The organism is Kamptonema animale CS-326 (assembly GCF_028330895.1).
GTDB classification, from domain to species: Bacteria; Cyanobacteriota; Cyanobacteriia; order Cyanobacteriales; family Microcoleaceae; genus Kamptonema; species Kamptonema formosum.
In genome coordinates this window covers 1-21,646 of sequence record NZ_JAQMUA010000324.1, presented here as the reverse complement: position 1 = coordinate 21,646, position 21,646 = coordinate 1, and the positions used below count along the sequence as shown (strand labels likewise).

At 44.5% G+C, this 21,646-nt stretch carries 14 protein-coding genes and 1 pseudogene; 10 read left to right on the top strand and 5 right to left on the bottom strand.

The genetic code is table 11. From position 1 onward, the window contains the following. Positions 1 to 3 precede the first annotated feature (3 nt). Entirely contained in the window at positions 4 to 156 is a 153-nt protein-coding gene (locus PN499_RS18890; RefSeq protein WP_272033645.1) for a hypothetical protein, read from the top strand. Positions 157 to 464: 308 nt separating this feature from the next. On the opposite strand, the gene PN499_RS18885 is transcribed toward PN499_RS18890, so the two are convergent. The 3 genes from PN499_RS18885 to patD form a co-directional block, all read right to left on the bottom strand. Further along, a complete protein-coding gene (locus PN499_RS18885; protein ID WP_272033644.1) occupies positions 465 to 2,840 on the bottom strand; it encodes a two-partner secretion domain-containing protein in 2,376 nt (791 codons plus the stop codon). A gap of 511 nt (positions 2,841 to 3,351) precedes the next feature. Beyond that, on the bottom strand, positions 3,352 to 3,936 hold the full coding sequence (locus PN499_RS18880) for a TFIIB-type zinc ribbon-containing protein (protein WP_272033643.1): 585 nt from the start codon (positions 3,934 to 3,936) through the stop codon (positions 3,352 to 3,354). A gap of 69 nt (positions 3,937 to 4,005) precedes the next feature. Next, complete coding sequence (patD, locus tag PN499_RS18875; RefSeq protein ID WP_272033642.1) at positions 4,006 to 4,374, bottom strand: heterocyst frequency control protein PatD; 369 nt, start codon at positions 4,372 to 4,374, stop codon at positions 4,006 to 4,008. Between the two features lie 468 nt (positions 4,375 to 4,842). Between patD and PN499_RS18870 the strand changes: the two genes are divergently transcribed. Together PN499_RS18870 and PN499_RS18865 are read left to right on the top strand one after the other, a co-directional pair. Then, complete coding sequence (locus PN499_RS18870; protein WP_272033641.1) at positions 4,843 to 7,098, top strand: RelA/SpoT family protein; 2,256 nt, start codon at positions 4,843 to 4,845, stop codon at positions 7,096 to 7,098. A 148-nt stretch (positions 7,099 to 7,246) separates the two neighbouring features. Next, positions 7,247 to 8,029 (top strand): Rpn family recombination-promoting nuclease/putative transposase, encoded by a 783-nt coding sequence (locus tag PN499_RS18865; RefSeq protein WP_272033640.1) that lies wholly within the window; start codon positions 7,247 to 7,249, stop codon positions 8,027 to 8,029. 106 nt (positions 8,030 to 8,135) lie between these two features. Here PN499_RS18865 and PN499_RS18860 read toward each other — a convergent pair whose 3' ends face one another. After that, positions 8,136 to 9,059: a glycine betaine ABC transporter substrate-binding protein gene (locus PN499_RS18860; protein ID WP_272033639.1), complete on the bottom strand. Its 924-nt coding sequence runs from the start codon at positions 9,057 to 9,059 to the stop codon at positions 8,136 to 8,138. Between the two features lie 732 nt (positions 9,060 to 9,791). Between PN499_RS18860 and PN499_RS18855 the strand changes: the two genes are divergently transcribed. The 7 genes and pseudogenes from PN499_RS18855 to PN499_RS18825 all read left to right on the top strand — a co-directional run bounded on the left by PN499_RS18855 (position 9,792) and on the right by PN499_RS18825 (position 21,201). Continuing rightward, positions 9,792 to 11,345, top strand: a complete 1,554-nt coding sequence (locus PN499_RS18855) for a ferredoxin--nitrite reductase (RefSeq protein ID WP_272033638.1) — start codon at positions 9,792 to 9,794, stop codon at positions 11,343 to 11,345. A gap of 64 nt (positions 11,346 to 11,409) precedes the next feature. Further along, positions 11,410 to 12,738, top strand: coding sequence for a CmpA/NrtA family ABC transporter substrate-binding protein (locus tag PN499_RS18850; protein WP_272033637.1), 1,329 nt, complete (start codon positions 11,410 to 11,412; stop codon positions 12,736 to 12,738). Positions 12,739 to 12,817: 79 nt separating this feature from the next. Next, complete coding sequence (gene ntrB / locus PN499_RS18845; RefSeq protein ID WP_272033636.1) at positions 12,818 to 13,690, top strand: nitrate ABC transporter permease; 873 nt, start codon at positions 12,818 to 12,820, stop codon at positions 13,688 to 13,690. 227 nt (positions 13,691 to 13,917) lie between these two features. After that, positions 13,918 to 15,939, top strand: coding sequence for an ABC transporter ATP-binding/substrate-binding protein (locus tag PN499_RS18840; protein WP_272033635.1), 2,022 nt, complete (start codon positions 13,918 to 13,920; stop codon positions 15,937 to 15,939). Between the two features lie 143 nt (positions 15,940 to 16,082). Then, positions 16,083 to 16,913 (top strand): annotated as a pseudogene (locus PN499_RS29685) (nitrate ABC transporter ATP-binding protein); the annotation flags it as partial. Between the two features lie 1,296 nt (positions 16,914 to 18,209). Continuing rightward, entirely contained in the window at positions 18,210 to 20,399 is a 2,190-nt protein-coding gene (locus PN499_RS18830; protein ID WP_272033633.1) for a molybdopterin oxidoreductase family protein, read from the top strand. A gap of 133 nt (positions 20,400 to 20,532) precedes the next feature. Continuing rightward, positions 20,533 to 21,201, top strand: coding sequence for a Uma2 family endonuclease (locus PN499_RS18825; RefSeq protein ID WP_272033632.1), 669 nt, complete (start codon positions 20,533 to 20,535; stop codon positions 21,199 to 21,201). A 56-nt stretch (positions 21,202 to 21,257) separates the two neighbouring features. Here PN499_RS18825 and PN499_RS18820 read toward each other — a convergent pair whose 3' ends face one another. After that, on the bottom strand, positions 21,258 to 21,593 hold the full coding sequence (locus PN499_RS18820; protein ID WP_272033631.1) for a DUF4351 domain-containing protein: 336 nt from the start codon (positions 21,591 to 21,593) through the stop codon (positions 21,258 to 21,260). Positions 21,594 to 21,646 lie beyond the last annotated feature (53 nt).

Below are 21,646 nucleotides of genomic sequence, written 5' to 3'. Positions count from 1 at the left end.
GAGTTGATTAGTTCCATTTCCGCCGTTTCCAGTCAGGGTGATATTTCCTTGTGCTGTTGTGATTTGCGCGTTATTCCTAAGAAATATCCCATAACTGTCAATCCCGGTGCCATTACCACCATTACCATTAAGGGCGATCTCGCCTGTTCCTGTTGATTGTAATCTGCTGTTGTCTAGGTAAATGCCTACGATACTATTAATTCCATTTCCACCGTTTCCAGTCAGGGTGATATTTCCCAGTGTGGTAATTTGAGTATTATTTTCAAGACTTATCCCGTTGTTAATACCAGTGCCATTACCACTTGTACCATTGAGAACAATCGCACCTCCTGCTGTTGATTGTACTGTGCTGTTGCTTAGGTAAATGCCTTCGGTATTATTAATTCCATTTCCACCGTTCCCAGTTAGGGTAATATTTCCCTGTGTGCTGATTTGGGTGTTATTTTGAGTATATATCCCGCTATTTATATTCCCAGTACCCCAGTACCATTGCCACCTGTACCATTAAGCGCGATCGCACCTGTTCCTGTTGATTGTAATCTGGTGTTGTCTAGGAAAATGCCTAAAAGATTATTAGTTCCATTTCCGCCGTTTCCAGTCAGGGTAATATTTCCTTGTGCTGTTGTGATTTGGGAGTTATTCCTAAGAAATATCCCGTAACTGTCACTTCCAGTACCATTACCACCATTACCATTAAGGGCGATCGTACCTGTTCCTGTTGGTTGTAATCTGGTGTTGTCTAAGTAAATGCCGCTGAGATTATTAATTCCACTTCCGCCATTTCCAGTCAGGGTGATATTTCCCTGTGTACTGATTTGGGTGTTGTTTTGAGTATATATCCCCCGATTTGAATTCCCAGTACCATTGCCACCAGTGCCAGTAAGGGCGATCGCACCTGTTCCTGTTGATTGTATTGTGGTGCTGTCTAGGTAAAGGCCGAAAAGATTATTAGTTCCATTTCCGCCATTTCCAGTCAGGGTGATATTTCCTTGTGCTGTTCTGATTTGGGAGTTACTCGCAAGAACTATCCCGTAGTTAGAACCCCCGCCATTCCCTCCATTGCCGCTGAGAGTAATAGTCCCTGTCCCTGTTGTTTGCAAGATGCCTGTAACACTAACAATACCGTAATTATTGCCACCCGCTGCTGTTCCTCCCGTACCATTTAGGCTAATATTTCCCCCAGCAGCATTAATGGTGGCATTATTGATCCAGACCCAACCACCATTTGTATTGTCATTATTACCTCTGAGTGTAACATCGCCTCCATTAGTTGTAATATTGGCAAATACATTAATATTATTATTTGCTTGCGCTGTCAGACCCACACCTGAATTCGCGATCGACACCGGAGCATTAAAAGTAATATTCCCCGTTGCTTGCAAAGTTACATTCGTTGTCGCAGCATTAATTACACCAGCAGCAATCGTATTTGCCCCTATGTTAGCGTCGCCAAATTGATCGACTTGAGCCAGTGATGTAAACGAACCCGCCCCACTCTGAATCGTGATATTAGTAGGGTCAAGCAATAATAACCCTGTCGTACCATTCGGCGCTAAAGTATTAACATTTCCCTGAAAATCTAAATATTGTTTCCCCGAAACCTCCACAAACCCACCATTACCAAAAATGCTCCCTCCTCTGGTCGTAATATTCCCATAAAATCGGGTGATATCATCCGCCCAAACAATCACTCTCCCACCATCCCCACTCGTCACCGCATCTGCATTAATCGCAGAATTGCTACTAACAAAAGTCCGTTCAGCATTCGGCACAACTCCCAACCCGCGATAGTCTCCACCAATTAAAACTTGTCCGCCACCATTACTTCCCGAAGCATTAATATTGCCACTAATTACACCAACTTTACTACCAAAAATATTGACATTGCCACCGACACCAGTTGTCCCCCATCCCAGAATAGATGAGACATCCAGACTACCCGAAGCAATAGCCGTACCCGCATCTGTAGGAATAACTTCGCCCCCAGTCAGTACCACTTGCCCCAATTGATTCACAGTTAAACCTGTGGCATTACTGAGTTGATTTCCAGTCAATAATTGCGGTAAAGATAAAACCGGAACTGTCCAATTTTGCGGAAGCGATGCAGCGGTTGCCGTTGGCTGAATATCTAAACTCAGTAAGTTTCCAGCCTGACTAATTCTGACTAAATTCTCACCCGGAACAGCCACCATTGTGATACTGCCATTTGGTGCAGAAAGTTGGCCTGTATTAACAACCGTCCCACCTATTAAGGTTAAACTTTGCCCTGGAGAAATTGCTAAGTTTCCGGCATTGACAATACTGCCTGGTTGTGGATTTGTAAAGGCAAAAATACTAGGCGTTCCGACTAAAGTTGCCCAATTATTATTACCCGCCGCATTAAACCAATTATTATTGTCAAAGCCAATTCCTGTAGCAGTTGTAGCAGTAAAGGAGCCAGGTACGTTTAAACTCGCATTCGGCCCGAAAATAATGCCCGCCGGATTCATCAAATAAAGGTTAGAATTGCCGCCAGTTACTTGAATTAACCCGTTAATAATTGAAGCGTCGCCGCCAGTCACTCTGCCCAAAATGTTGCGGATATTGGGGTTAGTCAGAAAGTTGGCGATTTGCCCTTCAGTTAAACCAAATCTTTGAAAACTATGGAATAAATTTGCCTTGTCGCCGCTGAGACTTCCCCCGGAAATATCTAGGCGATTTCCCTCTTGATTAATTTGGGTATTTGTACCATCATTTGCTGGCGCGATCGGTAAATTTTGGGCTGTAGTAGGTGTGGTAAATAACGATAAAAAACCAATGGCAATTAACCATTGTACCCTAGTAATTCGATGTGTTTTCATAGCATACCCAGATTCTAATACTGTTCTGATTGTGCGATGCCTGCGGCTGGTAGAGTCCAAGCACAGGGTTTACAGTCTCAGCAGTAGAAGCACCCAATTCAGAAGGTTTGTGTAGCATCGCGCCTCACAAAAGCTAACGACAATTATAATGCTATTTTTGTAAAATCACCCTATACTTAACATTAATTCTCACTTGTGGCTGTTAAATTTTATATTTAAGTTTGGTATAATCTGTTACCAAATAAAACAAAAGCGCGATCGCTTATGGTCGGCACAGCCGGAGGAATTTGTTAGCACTCTCAGCATTGGAACCCGCTAAATTAGACAGCCGATAAAGCGGGAACCGCTGTTAAGAGGTAGAGTAGAATTCGATGCGATCGCGAAGGATAAGAGTTAGGAATTCCGGCAGATGATTTATTGATTATAAGTACAGATTAATTAGCGGAATGCTTCGTCCCTAATTAAAATGTACTACCTTACAGTGGGCACCTCTGTAGCAATTAGCCATTAGCTATTTAGCTGGCAGACCTTTGCGCTTACTTTCAAATCTTCGCAAAATGTAAGAAGCGGCAAAATCTCCATTCGGATGATCTTCTAAAACTTCTGCTAGTGCAAAGACATACTGAGATAATTCTTCCCCTAGTTTATCAACTATACCTTGGCGTTCTCTTTCGGCAAGCTCTTGCTGGCGGGCCTTGGCTTGCCAGGTGCTAGAAAACATCTGCTCAATTTGGGCGTGGAGTCCCATACTTTCGAGGGTTTCCCATTCACCGCTGTCGCACCAAATGCCGCCGCAAACGCTACAACGCTCTACATAGACGGGGGTTTTTGTGAAGGGAATTCGGGCTCGTGAGAGATATTGACCATCGTCTGGACACATTGCAGCTTTAGAATCATAGGGTGAGGGGGCAAAATCGGGGCTGACATTCCCTTTTGGCTGGGATTTGCTCGGCCATTGACGCTGATATTCTTGCCAAGCTTGATATTCTTTAGTCGGTATCCAGATGCCGTAGCAGTTAGGGCACCACTTCACGGCTAGGTGGTTGTTTAACATTCCTTCTTCTAACTGCGGATGCTTACATTTGGGACATTGCACGGCTTTTTTCTCCTTGGCTCGATATTCCTATGACTGGTTTATGCTTGGGCTGTAATTAAGACAGCCTATTTATTCTGTGCCTTTTTGTAACAAGGCATCGCAGTAGCGGATCAGGGTGTTAATTCGATCGCTTGCTGCTGTTTGCCTTGCTTGGGCTGTGGCTAGAACCCGCGACGCTTGCAAAAATTTTATATCCATTCCCAACAGACGCAATTGCTTGTGTATTTCTGTCAGGTATGATTGCTCTAACGGTGTTTCTGGCGGATCTAGCCCGTCACTGTCTGAACCCATGATTTGCCCTGCGAAAAATTGCTGCGCTTCCCCAAAAGTTGCCAAGAGTGCTGTCCGATCTAGATTACCCTGTGTGGCAACGGTTTGGAGCTCTTGGAGAAGTTGCTTGAATTGCTGGTAGTGCTGGTAGATATTTTTGGACAGCATAACAAATGTAAAGAAATTTATATCTATAATTAAGATAGATGTTTTAAAGATTCCAAAGATTAAGGCAAGTTGTACATTGTAGTCGCAGCAGCCTAAATCTTAGAGAATATTTTTCAAGGCGAGTTTAACGCTGATTTAGGGTTGATGGTCTGTCTGGGCTTGTAGCTAAGCTTGGCTTGCTTTAAGGCTAAGTAGCGATCGCTGTACTTGTACTCCCAAAACGTTCTTAATTTTACAAGGCAAGGGCAACTGACTAGAGCATTTGCCTAAAATCTGATTTTTTCCTCCCTGCGAGGGTGGTTCTTCTCAATTTAGATAGCTATAGTTGACAGAAAATACCGGATCTTTTTCAGATTGACTGTAGGTGTCAATTTTAGCTTAGTATACCTAGATACAGAAAGTCTGCTGTTCAACCGGAAAGCAACTTCTGTTGCACTATCTATTTGTAACTTTTAAATCCTGACTCCTATGAATGCCAACACTCTGATTCCATCAATCTCAAATGACTGTAACATTCCTGATTGGTTACAAGAATGTCTCAATGGGGATGCCAATGGTCAGTCGTCGGGAGCGATTGCGAGCTGCTCGACTGACAATGCTTTAATTTGTCGGGCTTTTAAATTTGCCAACGAGCTCCACGAGGGTCAGTATCGCAAATCTGGTGAGCCCTACATCTGCCATCCTGTGGCCGTAGCCGGAATGCTGCGGTATTTGGGCGGCAATAGCGCCATGGTTGCGGCAGGCTTCCTCCATGATATCGTTGAGGATACTGATGTCACCCTTGAGGATCTAGAACTGCGGTTCGGCGCGGAAGTGCGGCAGTTGGTGGAGGGGGTAACGAAGCTTTCTAAGTTTAATTTTTCCAGTAAGACGGAACGCCAAGCTGAGAATTTCCGGCGGATGTTTCTGGCAATGGCTAAGGATATCCGGGTGATCGTGGTGAAGTTGGCGGACAGGCTGCATAATATGCGGACGCTAGAACATCTCTCAGACGAGAAACGCCGTAGTATCGCTTTGGAAACGCGGGAAATCTTTGCGCCTTTGGCGAATCGGTTGGGTATTGGTCGCTTTAAGTGGGAATTGGAGGATTTGTCCTTTAAATACCTGGAACCGGAAGCTTATTGCGAAATTAAGGATTTGGTGGATCAGAAGCGGACTGACCGGGAGGCGCAACTGGCCGAGGTGACGGACATTCTGCGGGATCGGCTGGATAGTGTGGGGATTAAGTGCTATGAAGTCAGCGGCCGCCCGAAACACCTGTATGGGATTTACCAGAAGATGCAGCGCCGACAAAAGGGTTTTAACCAGGTTTATGATATTGCGGCGGTGCGGATTATTGTGGAAAGTAAGGATGAGTGTTATCGGGCTTTGGCGATCGCACACGATGCTTTCTGTCCAATTCCCGGTCGCTTCAAGGATTATATCGGCTTGCCGAAGCCGAACCGCTACCAATCTTTGCACACGGGCGTGATTGGTAATAGCGGCCGCCCCATTGAAGTCCAAATCCGTACAGTGGAAATGCACCACATTGCAGATTACGGGATCGCCGCCCACTGGAAATATAAAGAAAGTGGCGGTTCTAGCAATCTCAAAGTAACAGGAGATGACGAAAAGTTTACCTGGTTGCGGCAACTGCTGGAATGGCAAAGCGACCTTAAGGATGCTGAGGAATATTTAGAGAGCGTTAAAGATAATTTATTTGATGAAGACATCTACGTATTTACGCCCCAAGGCGATGTAGTAGCGCTGACAAAAGATGCAACGCCTGTGGATTTTGCTTACCGCATTCATACGGAAGTTGGGAATCACTGCACGGGTGCGCGGGTGAATGGGCGGATGGTGACGCTGGACTCGCTTTTAAAGAATGGCGATATTGTCGAAATCTTGACTCAGAAAAATGGCCATCCCAGTTTAGACTGGCTAAATTTTGTCAAGACCAGCGGCGCAAAAAACCGGATTCGTCAGTGGTATAAGCGATCGCACCGCGATGAAAATGTAGCTCGCGGCCGAGAATTATTAGAAAAAGAACTGGGCAAAAATGGCTTTGAATCCTTATTAAAATCTGAGCCAATGCACTCTGTAGCGCTACGCTTCAATTACCACAGCGTCGAAGATTTGTTAGCAGGTTTGGGCTACGGCGAGGTGACGCTAAATCTCATCGTAAATCGGCTGCGAGATTTAGTACAGCAAAAAGTTGAGGTAGTTCCTGAGATTTTAACTGTGCCAATAGTAGCGCCTGCACGGTCGATGCCGAGTTCATCTCCGAGCAAGTCACCAATTGCAGGAGTTGAGGGGTTATTGTATCATTTGGCAGGTTGTTGCACTCCCATACCAGGGGAGGTAATTATTGGAATTGTAACTAAAAATCGCGGAATTTCAATTCATCGCCAAGGCTGTTCTAATACCGAAAATGTTCCTGGGGATCGGTTAGTACCTGTGAGTTGGAATCCGACAAATCCGAACGGTGGTCGTCCGAATACTTACCCCGTGAATATTCAAATTGAAGTGCTGGATCGCGTGGGCGTTCTTAATGATGTTTTATCTCATTTAAAGGACAATCATGTAAACGTTCGCAGTGCGAGTGTGAAGACTTATCCGGGGTTGCCTGCTTTGATTGATTTGTGTGTTGATATCCAAGATAAAGAACAGCTTGAACGGACTTCTATGCAAATCAAAAAAATGAGTGATGTGTTGAATTTACGGCGAGTTAGTGAGGGAAATTAGGACGTTCTTAATTGCTAAAACTATTGTAGGGAATTACATTTTCCTGATTCGTTGTTTCTGCGGCTAAGGCGATCGTGGAGATTACTCGGAGCAACTTTTGGGTTAAAATTAAGTTGAGTAAGCTCTACAGAGGTACTAAATTATTGCGATGTACGATAATATTTGCAAGTTTATCGCCGAAAACTTTGCGGATGATTTTGCAAGTTGGCTGCTAGGTGCTCCGGTAAGGCTAACGGAACTGAGTCCGACTGAACTTTCTTTGGAACCAATTCGGGCTGATGCTTTGATTTTGCGGCAAGCTGAAGATTTGGTACTCCACGCCGAATTTCAGACAGAAGCGGATGCAGGAATTCCATTTCGGATGGCGGATTATCGCTTGCGAGTTTACCGCCGCTTTCCTGCTAAGGAAATGCGCCAAGTCGTGATATATTTAAGGGAGACTGGTTCGGATTTAGTTCGGCAAAATGCTTTTATTTTGACCAGAACTCGCCATGAATTTGATGTGATTCGCCTCTGGGAACAGCCGTCTGAAATATTTTTGAGTTCCCTCGGACTGTTGCCTTTTGCGGTTTTGAGTCGGACAGAAAACCCTGTAGGCGTTTTAACTCAAGTGGCATCGGCCATCGCAGAGATTCCAGACAGGCGGATTCAGAGTAATTTAATGGCATCGGCAGGGATTTTGGCTGGGTTAGTATTGGAGAAAGATGTAATTACAAGACTTTTGCGAGGGGATATTATGCGTGAGTCAGTGATTTATCAGGATATTTTGCAGGAAGGTAGACAAGAAGGTAGACAAGAAGGTAGACAAGAAGGAATGCAATTAGCGAAGGAAGAGTTGGCTCGGAATTTGTTGCGGGAAAATATATCAATTGAACAAGTTGTTCGGCTTACAGGTTTGTCGTTGGAGATAGTGCAAAGCTTGCAAACTTAGGCGGAAAGTTAGCGTATAGTTAGGGGTTAGGGAAAGAAGGAAATATAATCAAAGGTTTGAGAAAATTAAAATGTCCTAACTGCCTTTTAGATATTAGCTGAGCGCCTTATTTCTGGCTAGATTCAGGATTTAAACTCCCTAACTTCTGCTGCAAAAACTCCTGTGCAACTTGTCCAGCATCAAGTTGCTTCCCGTCAACTTGATAGTTGAGTTTTCGCATATCTTCCTCCGAGATTTTCCCTGCTAATTCATTCAGAACTTGACGCAACTCCGGGTATTTTTCAAAAATTGCAGAACGCACAACTGGGGCGGCTTCATAAGGGGGGAAATATTGCTTATCATCTTTAAGAACAACTAAACCTAGACTTTCTATTAAACCGTCAGTCGAGTTGCCAGCAATAACATCTACTTGTTTTTCTTTAAGTGCTTGGTACAGTAATCCTAATAGCATTTCTTTCGGCTCTTCTGCAAACTTTATCCCGTAAGTTTTAGCTAATCCGGGAAAGCCATCTTCTCTTTCTTTAAACTCCGGGCCGAAACCTGCTCGCAATTTGGGTGCAGCTTTGCTAAGTTGAGAAAGGGTTTGCAGATTAAGTTTTTTGGCATCATCGCCCCGGACAATAATTGCGAAACTATTATTAAATCCTAGAGGTTCTGTCCATTCTAACTGATACTGTTTTGCATATTCTTGCTTGATATAAGTGTAAACTTTTTTAGGATCGGAAATCGGTTTTTGTTTGAGAATGTTGGCAAAAGCAGTGCCAGTATATTCTACATATAAGTCAACTTTACCAGCTATTAAGGATTGATGGCAAAGAGTGCCACCTAAATTCAGTTCGCGTTTTACTTGTATATCTGTCTTGGCTTCGATGTGGCGGGCTAAAATTTCTACGAGGATGACTTGTTCTGTAAAATCTTTTGAGCAAATGACAATTTGTTTTTGGGAAATAGATGTGCAGGCTGTGGTGCTGAATAATAAAAACAGCGAGAAGATAGAGGATAAAAAATAGGTTTTGGATTTTGTGGTCATTGTACTCCTGTAAAATCTAAAATTGTAGGGATAGCATTCTCAATCTGTTCAACAGTCAACATTTGCCATTCTAAATTAGAGTTTATATAGTTGATTTTATTATAACACTACTTTGAGTCTAGCTTATTGTTAATAAATTTGGGGACTTAACAACCGATCTTTCCAATTACCAATTACCAAAGAAGGGACTACGATGCTCAGGACTAGGGACTAGGGAAAGAGGAAGAGAGGGGGAGATGGGGAGGATGGGTAATAGCAATTAGCCATTACCAATTACCAATTACCAATTACCAATTACCAATTACCAATTACCAATTACCAATTACCAATTACCCCTGTAATTGTGGGTTCAGGCTGCGATCGCGCCCCGGCTGCTTCTACTTTGCCCCGCGATGTAGAAACTGCATCGTGCTTATCCGAAAACTTCATAAAACTCCATATTCTGTAACATTAGCTACGAACAACTCTCGATCCACGCCCTACAGTGTTCCTTAACAAGAGTTAACACGGAGAGACAAAGGTAGTAATTAATACTCTTTACTGACTAAATATTTCTCTGTAATCTTTACCAAGCCCATGCACACTAAGGATTTGCCAACTTCAAAGAAATTGGAATTGAGTAATTAAATATACGGTTTTAGTTAAGTATAACCACTAAGGTTAGCACAAAAACCAGCCTTTAATCCCCGAAACCCATAGCTCCTCCACCAAGTAACCAACGAGGGTACACCAGTGACACAGATAGCAGAACCGCAAGCAGGTGTTAACAAATTTGAAAAATTAAAAGCTGAGAAAGATGGTCTAGCGCTCAAAGCCGAACTCGCTCACTTCGCTGAGATCGGCTGGGAAGCAATGAATGAAACCGATCGCGAACACCGCCTCAAATGGTTAGGCATATTCTTTCGGCCAGTAACTCCTGGCAAATTTATGATGCGATTGCGGTTGCCAAACGGCATCATCACTAGCAATCAAATGCGAGTTTTAGGTGAAATCGTGCAGCGGTACGGCGATGATGGCAACGCAGACATCACCACCCGGCAAAACATCCAACTGCGAGGGATTCGCATCGAAGATGTACCTGACATCTTCCGCCGCCTCAAAGAAGCTGGCATGACTAGCATCCAGTCAGGGATGGATAACGTTCGCAACATCACCGGTTCCCCAGTAGCGGGATTAGACAGCGACGAACTCTATGATACGCGGGAGTTGTGCCGCCAAGTTCAAGACACGATCACCAACGGCGGCGAAGGTAATCCAGCTTTTACTAACTTGCCGAGAAAGTTTAACATTGCGATCGCAGGTTGTCGCGACAACTCCGTACACGCGGAAATCAACGATATCGCTTTCATCCCCGCTTTTAAAGATGGTACTTTCGGCTTCAACGTCTTAGTCGGCGGCTTTTTCTCCGCCAAACGCTGCGACGCGGCCATTCCCCTCAATGCTTGGGTTGAACCCAGCGATGTCGTCGATCTTTGCACAGCCATATTAATTGTATATCGCGATCGCGGACTGAGAGCCAACCGCCAAAAGTCCCGCCTGATGTGGCTAATCGACGAATTAGGAGTCGATGGATTCCGCGCCGAAGTCGAAAAACAACTAGGTCGCACCCTGCAAACAGCCGCAGCCAAAGATGAAATCCTCTGGGATAAGCGCGATCACATCGGCGTGTACGCACAAAAACAGGCCGGATTAAATTACGTCGGCCTTCACATCCCCGTCGGGCGACTGTACGCCGCAGATATGTTTGACTTAGCCAGGATGGCCGATGTTTACGGTAGCGGCGAAATCAGACTTACCGTTGAGCAAAATGCGATCGTTCCCAACGTACCCGACTCCCGATTAGAAACATTCCTTCAAGAACCATTACTCCAACGTTTCTCGGTTAATCCTGACCCTTTAACTAGAGCATTAGTTTCTTGCACCGGCTCACAATTTTGCAACTTTGCATTAATTGAAACCAAAAATCGCGCCTTAGCAATGATTAAAGAATTAGAAGCGGAATTATCATTCCCCAAACCAGTGAGAATTCACTGGACAGGTTGCCCTAATTCCTGTGGTCAACCGCAAGTAGCAGACATTGGTTTACTCGGTACAAAAGTCCGCAAAAACGGCAAAACATTAGAAGGTGTTGACCTTTATATGGGAGGCACAGTTGGCAAAGATGCCCATCTGGGTAGTTGCGTGCAAAAAGGGATTCCTTGCGAAGACCTAAAACCAGTTTTGCGCCAACTATTAATCGAGCATTTTAACGCCCAGCCCAATGCCGTGCTAACAGTTAACAGTTAACAGTTAACAGTTAACCATTAACAACTAACAACCACCAACTAACAACCAACAACTAACAAAAATAATGAGCAAACTTTCCCGCCGCAAATTCATCGTCACCGCTGGAACAACTGCCGCAGCTACTCTACTCGTTCACGGCTGTACCTCTGGTTCTAATAGTTCTACAAGTGCATCTAGCCCCGCTGCAAGTACCTCTCCTTCAGCAATACCGGCAGCTAACATCAACCCCGCAGATGCTCCCGAAGTTACAACAGCTATATTAGGATTCATTGCCTTAACTGACTCTGCACCGCTAATTATTGCTAAAGAAAAAGGTCTGTTTGAAAAGTACGGCATGAAAGATGTGAAAATTGATAAACAAGCATCTTGGCCCGTAACTCGCGATAAATTAGAACTAGGTTCTAGCGGCGGTGGTATTGATGGAGCACACATTTTATCGCCCATGCCTTACATGATGTCTTTAGGGACAATCACCAAAGGCAATCAGCCAGTACCGATGTATATTATGGCGCGGTTAAATACTAATGGTCAGGCAATTTCTCTTTCCAAAAAATACCTCGATTTAAAAGTAGGAATAGATAGCAAAGCGCTGAAATCTGCTGTAACTAAAGAATCCAAGTTTGCAATTACCTTTCCCGGTGGTACTCACGACCTCTGGATGCGCTACTGGCTAGCCGCTGGTGGCATCAATCCAGATACCGATGTTTCAGTAATTCCTGTACCGCCGCCGCAAATGGTTGCTAACATGAAAGTCGGCAGCATGGAAGCATTTTGTGTAGGCGAACCTTGGAACGCACAATTAGTCAATCAGAAGGTAGGTTACACTGCTTTAACAACAGGTGAAATGTGGAAAGATCATCCCGAAAAAGCGCTGACTTTAAGAGCTGATTGGGTAGACAAAAATCCGAAAGCTGCTAAGGCAATTACAATGGCAGTTTTAGAGGCTCAGCAGTGGTGCGACAAGCCAGAAAATAAAGAAGAGATGAGCAAAATTATCTCCGAAGATAAATGGTTAAAAGTTGCTAATCAAGATATTGTAGGTCGCATTAAAGGCCAGATTGACTATGGTACTGGGCGAGTAGAAGCAAACAGTCCATTATTAATGAAATTCTGGGCGGATAATGCTTCCTATCCCTACAAAAGTCACGATACTTGGTTCTTAACTGAGAACATTCGCTGGGGTAATATTCCTGCTAGCACAGACCTCAAGGCGATAGTTGATAAAGTGAATCGCGAAGATATTTGGAAAGAAGCAGCGAAAGCCTTGGGAGTTCCCGCAGCGGAGATTCCTTCTACTACTTCTCGCGGTGTAGAAACCTTCTTCGATGGTGTTAAGTTTGACCCTGAAAAGCCTGAAGAATATTTGAAAGGTCTGGCAATTAAGAAAGCATAATTGTTAACGGTTAACAGTTAACGGTTAACAGTTAACCGTTAACTATCAGCAACAACTAACAACTAACAACTAACCAAGTATGGCAACAAACATTGAGCGAATTTCAAAAGGCAATAACCCAGTAAATGCGATTATTTCTTTTGTTCAGAATAACCGCAGAAAAATAATTAGACCGCTGGTGGCCCTTGCAGTTATTCTGCTAATTTGGCAAATCCTTTGCCATGACCCCAATTCCACTTTGCCAGGGCCACTTAAAATGATCTCAGAAAGTGGGAATCTCATCGTTAACCCTTTCTTTGATAACGGCGGTACTGACAAAGGTTTATTCTGGCAACTTTTAGCCAGCTTGCAGCGGGTAGCAATCGGCTTTACTTTAGCAGCAATTCTCGGTATATCACTGGGAATATTAATCGGCACTAATTCTTTGATGTTTGACGCTTTAGACCCGATTTTTCAGGTGTTGAGAACGATTCCTCCTTTAGCTTGGTTGCCTATTTCTTTGGGAGCATTTCAACAATTTAATCCCTTTGAAGGCATGGGGATTACAACCAGTGAAGTTTCGGCATTGTTTGTGATTTTAGTTACTGCAATTTGGCCAATTATTATCAATACAACTGTGGGTGTCCAGCAGATACCTCAAGATTACAGAAACGTTGCTAGAGTGTTGCGCTTACCTCGCCAAAAGTATTTCTGGAAAATTCTATTACCCTCTGCGGTGCCCTATATTTTCACTGGCTTGAGGATTGGAATTGGTCTATCTTGGTTGGCAATTGTTGCTGCTGAAATGCTAGTCGGGGGCGTGGGTATCGGCTTCTTCATCTGGGACTCTTACAATAGTTCGCGTCTCAGCCACGTTATCCTAGCAGTGATTTATGTGGGTATTGTCGGTTTATTGCTAGATAGATTGGTTGGTTTCATTGCTTCCAAAGTTGTACCTGAAGAACAGAAGTAAGACGGGCTAATGGCTAATAGCTAATTGCTAATAGCTAATGGCTAATGGCTAATGAACAAGAAAGGGTTGTGAGTTTTTTGAGTTAAAAAAGATTTCATTTCACAACCCCTAAGTACCAAATCAGCAATTACCAATCACCAATTAGCCATTACCAATTAGCCATTACCAATTACCAATTACCAATTACCAATTACCAATTACCAATTACCAATTACCAATTACCAATTATGTCAGTATTCGTTGAAGTAGATCACGTTGACCGCGTATTTGACCTGCCGAACGGGGGAAAATACATTGCACTTAAAAACATTGATATCAAGATTAAACAAGGAGAATTTGTCTCCTTAATCGGACACTCTGGCTGCGGCAAATCTACCTTGCTGAATATCATCGCTGGTTTAGATAAACCGAGTCAGGGAGGCGTAATTTTAGAAGGCCGCGAAGTTCGAGAACCGGGGCCAGATAGAATGGTAGTCTTTCAAAATTACTCTCTGCTACCTTGGCTGACAGTGCGAGAAAATATTGCTTTGGCTGTCGATGAAGTTTACAAAAATCAGCCTAAAGGTGAACGTAAAAGCATCATCGAACACCATATTAATTTAGTAGGATTGCGACACGCTGCTGATAAACGACCTGCGGAAATTTCCGGGGGGATGAAACAGAGAGTTGCGATCGCGCGAGCTCTCGCTATCCGTCCTAAATTGCTACTGCTAGACGAGCCCTTCGGCGCTTTGGATGCCTTAACTCGCGGTGGTTTGCAAGAACAATTAATGAAAATTTGCGAAGAAAGCAGCGTTACTGCTATCATGGTGACGCATGACGTTGACGAGGCGTTATTGCTATCAGATCGGATCGTTATGCTTACTACTGGCCCTGAAGCACAAATCGGGCAGATTTTAGAAGTACCAATTCCCCGTCCCCGTCACCGGATGGAAGTAGTAAATCATCCCAGTTACTACGCTTTGCGAAATGAAATGGTTTATTTCTTAAACCAGCAGAAACGAGTGAAGCAGCGTAAGGTTAGCAAGTCGGCAGTTATTGCTAAGAATGGCTTAGAAAAAGTCAACCTGGAAATCGGGTTCATTCCTCTCACAGATTGCGCGCCTTTAGTAGTAGCAAAAGAGAAAGGTTTCTTCGCAGCGCACGGTTTAGAAGAAGTCACTCTTTCGCGGGAACCTAGCTGGAAAGCGATCGCCAAAGGAGTCACCGCAGGTCGTTTAGATGCGGCTCAAATGGTTGCGGGAATGCCGATCGCGATGACTCTGGGTTTAGACGATAACCCACCAATCCCCGTAAGCACGGCCTTAACTCTATCTCGCAACGGCGATGCGATTACCTTCGGTAAGCATTTCTATACTCAAGGAATCAGAACTCTAGCCGATTTCAAGGAAGCGATCGCACAAACTCCCGACAAAGTTCACACCTTCGCTACTGTGCATTCCAGTTCCATGCACAACCTGCTACTGCGTTACTGGCTGGCTTCTAGTGGTATCGACCCGGATCTTGATGTGGGTTTGACAGTGATTCCACCACCGCAAATGTTAGCCAATTTAAAAGCAGGAAATATTGATGGCTATTGCGTTGGAGAACCATGGAACTCCCACGCCGTTAATGAAGATATCGGCTTTGTCATGGCCCGTTCTCTAGATATTTTGCCGGGACATATTGAGAAAGTTTTGGGAGTAACAGAAGAGTGGGCAAATAAATATCCCCAAACTCATATTGCTCTAGTTAAAGCACTTTTAGAAGCCTGCGAATATTGCGATGATAAACGCAACCGCGAGGAAATTGTAGAATTACTTTCCCAAGAGCAATACGTTGGTTCGGCAGCAGAACATATTCGCCCTGGCTTTATTGATGCCTATGATTCTGGCACCGAAGATGAACCAGAAATGCTGTTGAATTTTAACCAGTTCTACGTTGATAAAACTAATTTCCCCGACCGTACTGAGATGCTGTGGGTAATGGCTCAGATGGCCCGTTGGGGAATTGTACCTTTCCCTAAAAATTGGGTAGAAATTCTAGAGCGAGTTTTGTTACCCGATGTGTTTGGAGAAGCAGTTCGACAATTAGGGATGCCAGACGTGGGGCGCGATCGCCGCAACATTGAACTATTTGACGGAACTGTATTTAATGCCGATGACCCGATCGAGTATTTGCAAAATGTCAAAATCAAACGCGCTCTTCGCATTGAAGAAATCTTAATCGAGCCTGTCGGTTCTCAGTGTTCTATTAGGTTGCCAGTATAAACTCCCCATCACCGACCTAAGTACAGGCATGGTGAGAGATTCCAGAGGAAAGAAAGATGAGTAAAAATGAGGAAGAGGGAAAACTTTTCCCTTCCCAATTATCCACAGTCAATTCCGAATTATTAATTCCTAATTCCTCCGCTATGCGAACTCTAGACAGCACAAAGAAAACCCAAGTCGAATCTTTAAAGTCAGAACCTTTTCTGACGATTGAAGACGTATCGAAAGTTTATGAAACTCCCAAAGGGCCCTATACGGTTCTTGATGGTGTTAACCTCACTATTAATGAAGGGGAATTTATTTGTCTGATTGGTCACTCCGGCTGCGGCAAATCTACTTTGCTGAATATGGTGGCAGGATTCAACCAACCTACGGCTGGGAAGTTGAAGCTTAAAGGTAAGTGGATTGAGGAGCCGGGGCCAGACAGAATGGTGGTGTTTCAAAACTATTCTTTGTTACCTTGGCTGAGTGCTACAGAAAATATCCATCTGGGAGTAGGAACGGTTTTTGCGGACAAATCTCATTCCGATCAGATGCAGATTGTCAATGAACATTTGGAGTTAGTTGGACTGACTGAAGCCGCCCACAAAAGACCAGGCCAACTATCAGGCGGGATGAAACAAAGAGTGGCGATCGCGCGAGCTCTGGCTACTAGCCCTCAAGTGTTGATTTTAGATGAACCTTTTGGAGCACTAGACCCGATTACCCGCGAAGAATTGCAGGAGGAATTGCTCAAAATTTGGCGCGAACATAAGGTAACGGTGATTATGATTACTCACGATATTGATGAGGCTTTATTCTTAGCCGATCGCGTCGTGATGATGACCAATGGCCCCTCTGCTCACATTGGTGAAGACTTGAAAATTCCTTTTTCTCGTCCTCGCAATCGGGCGAGAATTATGGAAGATCCCCATTACTATGAATTGCGTAATTTCGCTCTAGATTTCCTGTTTCGTCGTTTCGCTCATTCGGAGGGGGAAGAGGAGGCGAGTACAGCGCCAAGCAGCATAAGCAGTGTACCGCAGGTGGAAACTTCGGCAACCCAGGAAAAACCCGAAAACGCACCTGCGACAAAAGCTGAGGTTAAATCTGCTGCATCTGCTACAAAACCCTTTGCCACAATGCCATTTAATGCCTCCAAAGATACAAAGGAGGCAAATATGTCATCGGAACTAAACTCTCATTCCTCAAAATCTCCAGAATCATCATCTGGAAAAATTATGGCTTTTGGAGCTATATGGTTGGCGACAACGATCGGACTGACTATGGTGAGTGTCGGTTCAGTTGCTAATCTGCAAAAAGAGACGGCGAAAACGGAAACAACTGCTGTCTCGGCAAGTCCAGCCCCGATCGCTAGTCCTCCCCCTCCGAGTGCGATGAGTGCAGCACCTATGAGCGCTCCTTCGAGCCCGGCGAGTGCGATGAGTGCAGCATCTATGAGCGCTCCTAGTCCTGCGAGTACAGCACCCGCGAGCGCTCCTAGTTCTGTGAGTGCGATCGATGCAGCACCCGCAAGTGCAACTGCTAGCGCCAATTCTGCACCCGCAACTGCTGATGCTACTTCTGCGGCGGGAATTACAGACAAGGCTGAGATAGACGCTCTCAAGCAAAAGCTTTACACCCAAATTGACTCGACTTGGAAAACAACCCCGACTTTTACCGAAGATTTAGTTTACAAGGTTAAAGTCAAGCAAGACGGCACGATTTTGGGATATGAAGCTACTAATCAAGCAGCTAAAAATTTCGTACAAGAAACTCCTCTAGCCTCCATACAAAATTCTGCCAGTTCTGCATCGGCTACTGCTGAAAAAACAGCAGAATTTCGGGTAACTTTTAGCACTGCCAATGGCGGCGCTCTAGATGTTAAGCCTTGGGAATAGTTAGTGGTTAGTTGTGTTAGTAGTTAGTTGTTCGTTTGTGTCATTACGAGCTAAAAGCCGGGGCGGGTTTTTGGGATTTCTCGCTTGATATTACAGATATTGGCGAACCCGCCCCTACAAAAATTATGTCTAATTAACTTGACATCTTGCACCAATTGCAATAACCGCCAGGTGTTGAAACTCCGGGAGCGTTCCACTTTTATAAATATAGCTGTAGGGGCGGGTTCGCCAACAGCTTTAACGGTACTGCAAAGGCTAAAAAACCCGCCCCCACCCCGCGATTAAGTCCTTTATTCATAATGGTGCAAGATGTGAGATTAACCGGATTACCAATTACCAATTACCAATTACCAATTACCAATTACCAATTACCAATTACCAAATTAGAATATGGAAAGTATTAAAACTCTATGTCCCTATTGTGGTGTAGGCTGTGGTTTAGAGGTGTCGTCGCCGACAAAACCAGGTCAGAGTTGGAAGGTGAAAGGCGATCGCGAACATCCCTCTAGTATGGGTATGGTTTGCGTCAAGGGAGCAACAGTCACAGAATCGATTCAGCGCGATCGCCTCCTTTACCCGATGATGCGCGACTCCCTAGATGAACCTTTCCGCCGCGCTAGCTGGGATGAGGCTTTAAATGCAATTGTTAACCGCATTCAAACTGTACGCGCTACTAGCGGCCCAGATGCTCTGTGTATGTACGGTTCCGGTCAATTTGTAACTGAGGACTATTATGTTGCTCAGAAACTAATAAAAGGTTGTCTGGGAACTAATAATTTTGATGCCAATTCTCGCCTCTGTATGTCTTCAGCGGTTGCTGGTTATGTGCAGAGTTTGGGTGCTGATGGCCCCCCTTGTTCCTATGATGATTTAGAGTTAACTGACTGTGCTTTTATTATTGGTAGCAATACCGCAGAATGTCACCCAATTATTTTTAACAGACTGGCAAAATACCATAAGAAAAATGCCGATGTTAAAATGATTGTAGTCGATCCGAGGCGGACTCCTACCGCTGAAGCGGCCGATCTGCACTTAGCAATTAAACCCGGAACGGATATTGATTTACTGAATGGTATTGCTTATATATTACTACAATGGGGTGATGTTCACGCTCCCTTTATTGATGAATGTACGACTAACTTTGCGGCTTTTACGGAGGTAATTAAATATTATCCACCGCAATTTGTAGCTGATAGATGCGGCATTTCTGTGGATGAATTGAAGACGGCGGCCCGCTATTGGCAAGAATCCAAGAGAATTTTATCGCTGTGGTCGATGGGGATGAATCAGTCTTCTGAGGGGACGGCGAAGGTGCGATCGCTAATTAATTTGCACTTGATGACTGGTCAAATTGGTAAACCTGGATGCGGCCCTTTTTCTCTTACTGGTCAACCAAACGCTATGGGGGGACGGGAAGCCGGAGGACTTTCTCACATATTACCCGGATATAGGTTTGTGAGAAGTGAGCAACATCGAGCCGAAGTTGAGGAGTTTTGGGGATTGCCGGCGGGGAGTATTTCGCCGATTCCGGGCCGCACGGCTTGGGATATGATGACGGGTTTGGAAACGGGGGAAGTTGAGTTTCTATGGATTGCAGCCACTAATCCGGCGGTGAGTATGCCAGATTTGGAGCGGACTAAGGCGGCTTTGAAGCGATCGCCTTTTACGGTATACCAAGAAGCTTATTATCCGACAGAAACCTCGGCTTATGCTCACATACTGTTACCGGCGACGCAGTGGAGTGAGAAGACGGGAGTAATGACTAATTCCGAACGCCGAGTAACTTTGTGTCCTGCTTTCCAGCAGCCGCAGGGGGAAGCTTTGCAGGATTGGCAGATTTTTGCAGAGGTGGGCCGTCGCTTGGGTTTTGGGGATAAGTTTACTTTCCAGACTTCCGCTGAGGTACATAGTGAGTTCGTGCAGTTGACGCGGGGGCAGCCTTGCGATATGAGTGGCATGAGTCACGATCGCCTACGTGCGGAAGGGCCAATGCAGTGGCCGCATTCTGAAGAATTAAAAATTAAAAATGAAAAATTAAAAATTGCCGGAGAGGAAGTTTCAAATCGAGAGTCGGAGAGACTTTATACAGATTGGCGTTTTCATACGCCTGATGGGAAGGCGAGATTTGCGGCTTGTCATTCGCGGGGGTTGGCGGAACCACCCGATCCGAATTATCCTTTGGTGTTGACTACTGGCCGGCTTTACGGACATTGGCACACATTGACGCGGACGGGTAGAACTGAGAAGATTAATCAAATGCACCCCGATCCGTTTATTGAGATTCATCCCAGGGATGCGGAGGAATTGGGGATTGAGAATGGGGTGATGGTGGAAGTGCGATCGCGCCGAGGAGTTTGTCGGTTTCCTGCTAAGATTACGAAAGCGATCGCGCCTGGAACGGTGTTTGTACCGATGCACTGGGGTAGTTTGTGGGCCGATGGTGCGGAGGCCAATATATTAACTCATCATGAGAGTTGTCCCGATTCTCGACAGCCTGAATTAAAAGCTTGTGCGGTGAATTTAGTGCCAATTCCGGTTGAAGTTGTGGCGGAGAAATCGTTGTTAATGGTTAGTGATTAGACTTTTGTAAAAATATTCAGCAAAAATATTCTGGCGATTGAAATCGCGCCTATACAAACAAAGTCCGCCTACGCGGACTAATTGTGAAATTTTATAAGCTAATATAAAGTTAGCTTTAATTTGCTTTTGCATTATGACTATTACAACTGCAAAATTCATCTTGCCTCAAGAGGGTGAAATTTCCCAATGGCAAGCGGCGAAGTGGGAAGATTATATATCGGCTTACGAAGATCCATCTTTGGAGGAAGCCAGAATATTTTTTTATGAAGGTTATCTTTGGATAGATATGGGTAATGAAGGGCCTCAGCACGCCAGATTTAACAACCTATTAACGCTAATATTTTTAGTCTGGTTTACTCACAAAGGAGGACAACCTTTCGATGATTTGGGGGGGTGTGTAATAGAAAAGCCAAATGTAGGAGGAGGTGCGCCAGATCGAGTTTTGTACATCGGTGGAGATTTCCTGCAATGGCAAAAAGGGGAACCCCGCAGAATTAATCTGAATAAATCGCGAGTTCCCGATTTAGTAGTAGAAACTGCTGATACAACTTTGGCAAGCGATTTAGATCAAAAAAAGCGATTGTATGCTGCTTTACAAATTCCTGAGTATTGGGTAGTAGATATTAATGGTGAGAGAGTTTTAGCATTTAGATTGCAGGAGAATGAAATATATCAGGAATGTGCAGTTTCCGTTGCGCTTGAGGGGTTGCCAATTGCTTTACTTTCCGAGACTTTGAAACTTTTGGATCGGGGAAATGGGGTGGCGGCGATGTGGTTTAGTCAACAGATTGGGAGTTTGTAAAATTTCTCTAAAAGTAAGGTGGGGATTCCCACCTTACAAATTATACTGGTCTGTGTCTATTGGTTTTGTCGCTCTAACCAAGTAGTTAAATCTGTGAGTTGAGAGAAGTCTAAAAGTGCCTCAGCTAGTTCTTCCAATTCAGTCAGGGATAATGATTGAATTTGAGTTTGGAGGTCAGGTGCGATCGCGCCTAAGCGTCTAGTAAGTAAGCGCATAATCAGTGATAAGGCCTCCTCTTGCTTTCCTTGTGGAATTCCTTGTTGGAGTCCTTGTTGGAGTCCTTGTTGAACTCCTTGTTGGAGTCCTTGTTGAACTCCTCGTTGAAGTCCTTGTTGAACTCCTCGTTCCAATCCTTCTTCAAGGATTGCTTGATAAGTTACAGATTCCCGCATAAGATCGTTCCTAAATAGGGCTTGCTGAATAAGTTAGAAAAAATCGCGATCGC

Bases quoted from the DNA above. Each gene is read 5' to 3' on its own strand.
- PN499_RS18885 (WP_272033644.1), bottom strand. From the start codon at position 2,840: ATGAAAACACATCGAATTACTAGGGTACAATGGTTAATTGCCATTGGT.
- PN499_RS18870 (WP_272033641.1), top strand. From the start codon at position 4,843: ATGAATGCCAACACTCTGATTCCATCAATCTCAAATGACTGTAACATT.
- PN499_RS18825 (WP_272033632.1), top strand. From the start codon at position 20,533: ATGACTATTACAACTGCAAAATTCATCTTGCCTCAAGAGGGTGAAATT.
- ntrB (WP_272033636.1), top strand. From the start codon at position 12,818: ATGGCAACAAACATTGAGCGAATTTCAAAAGGCAATAACCCAGTAAAT.
- PN499_RS18860 (WP_272033639.1), bottom strand. From the start codon at position 9,059: ATGACCACAAAATCCAAAACCTATTTTTTATCCTCTATCTTCTCGCTG.
- patD (WP_272033642.1), bottom strand. From the start codon at position 4,374: ATGCTGTCCAAAAATATCTACCAGCACTACCAGCAATTCAAGCAACTT.
- PN499_RS18850 (WP_272033637.1), top strand. From the start codon at position 11,410: ATGAGCAAACTTTCCCGCCGCAAATTCATCGTCACCGCTGGAACAACT.
- PN499_RS18865 (WP_272033640.1), top strand. From the start codon at position 7,247: ATGTACGATAATATTTGCAAGTTTATCGCCGAAAACTTTGCGGATGAT.
- PN499_RS18840 (WP_272033635.1), top strand. From the start codon at position 13,918: ATGTCAGTATTCGTTGAAGTAGATCACGTTGACCGCGTATTTGACCTG.
- PN499_RS18820 (WP_272033631.1), bottom strand. From the start codon at position 21,593: ATGCGGGAATCTGTAACTTATCAAGCAATCCTTGAAGAAGGATTGGAA.
- PN499_RS18830 (WP_272033633.1), top strand. From the start codon at position 18,210: ATGGAAAGTATTAAAACTCTATGTCCCTATTGTGGTGTAGGCTGTGGT.